This is a genomic window from Clostridium sp., assembly GCF_032552055.1.
Taxonomy (GTDB): domain Bacteria; phylum Bacillota; class Clostridia; order Clostridiales; family Clostridiaceae; genus Clostridium.
Map to the genome: position 1 here is coordinate 1 of NZ_JAWGSV010000318.1, position 3,102 is coordinate 3,102.

The following is a 3,102-nucleotide window of genomic DNA, read 5'->3' on the forward strand; positions in this document are numbered from 1 at the left end:
ATTCTTCAATTTTTTATATATTATATTGCTATATAGTAATATAAATTCCTTATATAAATTAAATTTATCAATAAAGGTAAAAGAATTCTTAACTTTCACTAATTATTACTCTTTATAATTTAATATATTTAACAATAATATTATTATGCTAAATATTAAAATATTTAAGATAACATTCTTCTTCTAATTTAATAAAAAAAAGCCCCATATAAAATTATTAAAATTTCATATGAGACTCTTTTCTCTAAACTTTTTATAATTCTTTTAGAAACTATTTTATAAAGTTCAGAACTTTTTATGTGTAAACAAACTTATTGATCTTATTTCATTGCTTCTTCAATAGCAACTGCAACAGCTACTGTAGCACCTACCATTGGGTTATTTCCCATTCCAATTAATCCCATCATTTCAACGTGAGCTGGAACTGAAGATGATCCTGCAAATTGTGCATCTGAGTGCATTCTTCCCATAGTATCTGTCATACCATAAGAAGCTGGACCTGCTGCCATGTTATCTGGGTGAAGAGTTCTTCCTGTACCACCACCTGATGCTACTGAGAAGTATTTCTTTCCTTGATCAACACATTCTTTCTTGTATGTTCCTGCAACTGGATGTTGGAATCTAGTTGGGTTAGTTGAGTTACCAGTAATAGATACGTCAACTCCTTCGTGATGCATTATAGCAACACCTTCTCTAACATCATTAGCTCCATAACATTTAACCTTAGCTCTTGGTCCGTTAGAATAAGGAACTTCCTTAACTATTTCTAATTTGCTTGTGTAGAAATCGAAGTTAGTTTCTACATAAGTAAATCCATTTATTCTAGATATAATGTATGCTGCATCTTTTCCTAAACCATTTAATATAACTCTTAATGGTTCTTTTCTTACTTTGTTTGCTTTTTCAGCTATTTTAATAGCTCCTTCAGCAGCAGCAAAGCTTTCGTGTCCTGCTAAGAAAGCAAAACATTTAGTTTCTTCTCTTAAAAGCATAGCTCCTAAGTTACCATGTCCAAGACCAACTTTTCTATCATCTGCTACTGATCCTGGAATACAGAAAGCTTGAAGTCCTTCTCCAATAGCTTCTGCAGCTTCTGCAGCTTTAGTACATCCCTTTTTAATTGCAATTGCAGCACCTAAAGTGTAAGCCCACATTGCATTTTCAAAAGCGATTGGTTGTGTAGATTTTACGATTTCGTAAACATCTATACCTTTTTCATCGCAAACTGTCTTTGCATCTTCTATTTTACTCATTCCGTACTTTTCTAATACAGGAATGATTTGATTAATTCTTCTTTCATAACTTTCAAATAATGCCATTATACTGTTCCCCCTTCAAATTATTCGTGTCTTGGATCTATAACTTTTACAGCTTCATCAAATCTACCGTATTGTCCAGTAGCTTTTTCCATAGCTTCGTTAGCATCCATTCCCTTAGCAACCATTTCCATCATCTTTCCTAAGTGAACGAATTTGTATCCGATTATTTCGCCATTTGCATCTAAAGCTACTTTAGTTACATATCCTTCTGCCATTTCAAGGTATCTAGATCCCTTAGCAACTGTTCCGTACATAGTACCAACTTGTGATCTAAGTCCTTTTCCTAAGTCTTCAAGTCCAGCCCCTATTGGTAATCCACCTTCTGAGAAAGCAGTTTGGCTTCTTCCGTAAACTATTTGAAGGAATAATTCTCTCATAGCTGTGTTAATAGCATCACAAACTAAATCAGTATTTAATGCTTCTAATATAGTCTTTCCTGGTAATATTTCTGAAGCCATAGCAGCTGAGTGTGTCATTCCTGAACATCCTATTGTTTCAACTAATGCTTCTTCAATTATTCCATCCTTAACATTTAAAGTTAATTTACAAGCTCCTTGTTGAGGCGCACACCAGCCCACACCATGTGTTAACCCTGAAATATCTTTTACTTCTTTAGCTTGTACCCATTTTCCTTCAACAGGAATTGGCGCAGGTCCATGATTAGGTCCCTTAGCAACAACGCACATTTCTTCCACTTCTCTTGAATACATCATATCTTATCTCCTCCCTAATTATAGACTGCTCTAGTCTCGTTGTTTATTTTTTAACACTTATCACTAGAGTAATCGGGACAAAAATAACCCATGTAGGTCAAATTTATCCTATAATCTATAATAACAGAAGTGAAAAGGTCTAACAACATAATATTACAAAAAACCTATCCTTTTCTTATGAAAATTTTCTTACTTGCTATTTTATAACTATTTTGCTATAATAACTATGCAGCAAGTCGGCATGGCGGAACTGGCAGACGCACATGACTCAAAATCATGCGGTTTTACCGTGAGGGTTCGATTCCCTCTGCCGGCACCAATAAGCACTTAAATCCTTATATATAAAGGGTTTGAGTGCTTTATTTTTGCCTTTAGGGTGCAACCAGGGTGCAACGCATAAAAATAAAGTAGAGATTAATTCTACTCTATTGACTTTCCATATTAAAATACCTCTTCAAAATCTATACCTGCAAGTTCACATACTTTTTTCTTTGTTCTATCTTTCTTAATAAATTCCTCTTCGTTATGATGTTTGCCAACACATACTTGGACAACTTTCTTCGCATATCCATATTCGTCGTCACGATATATAACAAAATCAAAAGACTCGTTATTGTTTAAATATTTATATTCTTCTATAGTTAGATTTTTCTTCAATTCATCTAAGTTAAGCACATGTCTTATATTTTCTTTAATTCCTATAATATAATTAGAAGAATATTTATTTTTTAAATCTATGTATACTGTGTATTCTTTGTCAGATTTAAATAATCTTTTTACATTTTTTATATAGGTATCTGTATTAATATTTTTATTATATTCACAAAAATATTTATTTAAAATGTATTTATCAATAAATACTGAATCTAAATTTATGTACTTTTCATAGGATTCTTCAATCGGTATAAGTATGAATTCACATAAATTTTTAGAATTATATAAAATTTTAGGAGAAGTTGAAGTTACAATTATTTTATTTCTAAATTCGTCTATATTTACATCCTCAGAAATTAGTTTTTTTACATCATCTATTAGATAGTTTTTTCTTTTAATTCCATACGGATGTATTA

At 31.7% G+C, this 3,102-nt stretch carries 3 protein-coding genes and 1 tRNA gene; 1 reads left to right on the forward strand and 3 read right to left on the reverse strand.

All coding sequences use genetic code 11. The features are described from left to right. Positions 1-320: 320 nt before the first annotated feature. Positions 321-1,319 carry a GGGtGRT protein gene (locus E6248_RS14820; protein ID WP_136004065.1) on the reverse strand — a complete coding sequence of 333 codons (999 nt, stop codon included), beginning with the start codon at positions 1,317-1,319 and terminating at the stop codon, positions 321-323. A gap of 20 nt (positions 1,320-1,339) precedes the next feature. Continuing rightward, entirely contained in the window at positions 1,340-2,032 is a 693-nt protein-coding gene (locus E6248_RS14825; protein ID WP_156625543.1) for an iron-sulfur cluster assembly scaffold protein, read from the reverse strand. A 235-nt stretch (positions 2,033-2,267) separates the two neighbouring features. Here E6248_RS14825 and E6248_RS14830 point away from each other — a divergent pair. Then, a tRNA-Leu gene (locus E6248_RS14830) sits at positions 2,268-2,351 on the forward strand. Between the two features lie 122 nt (positions 2,352-2,473). Here the strand turns inward: E6248_RS14830 and E6248_RS14835 are convergent. Further along, positions 2,474-3,102: hypothetical protein (locus tag E6248_RS14835; RefSeq protein WP_316341554.1), on the reverse strand; the 629-nt coding region annotated here is incomplete at its 5' end.

Bases quoted from the DNA above. Each gene is read 5' to 3' on its own strand.
- E6248_RS14820 (WP_136004065.1), bottom strand. From the start codon at position 1,319: ATGGCATTATTTGAAAGTTATGAAAGAAGAATTAATCAAATCATTCCT.
- E6248_RS14825 (WP_156625543.1), bottom strand. From the start codon at position 2,032: ATGATGTATTCAAGAGAAGTGGAAGAAATGTGCGTTGTTGCTAAGGGA.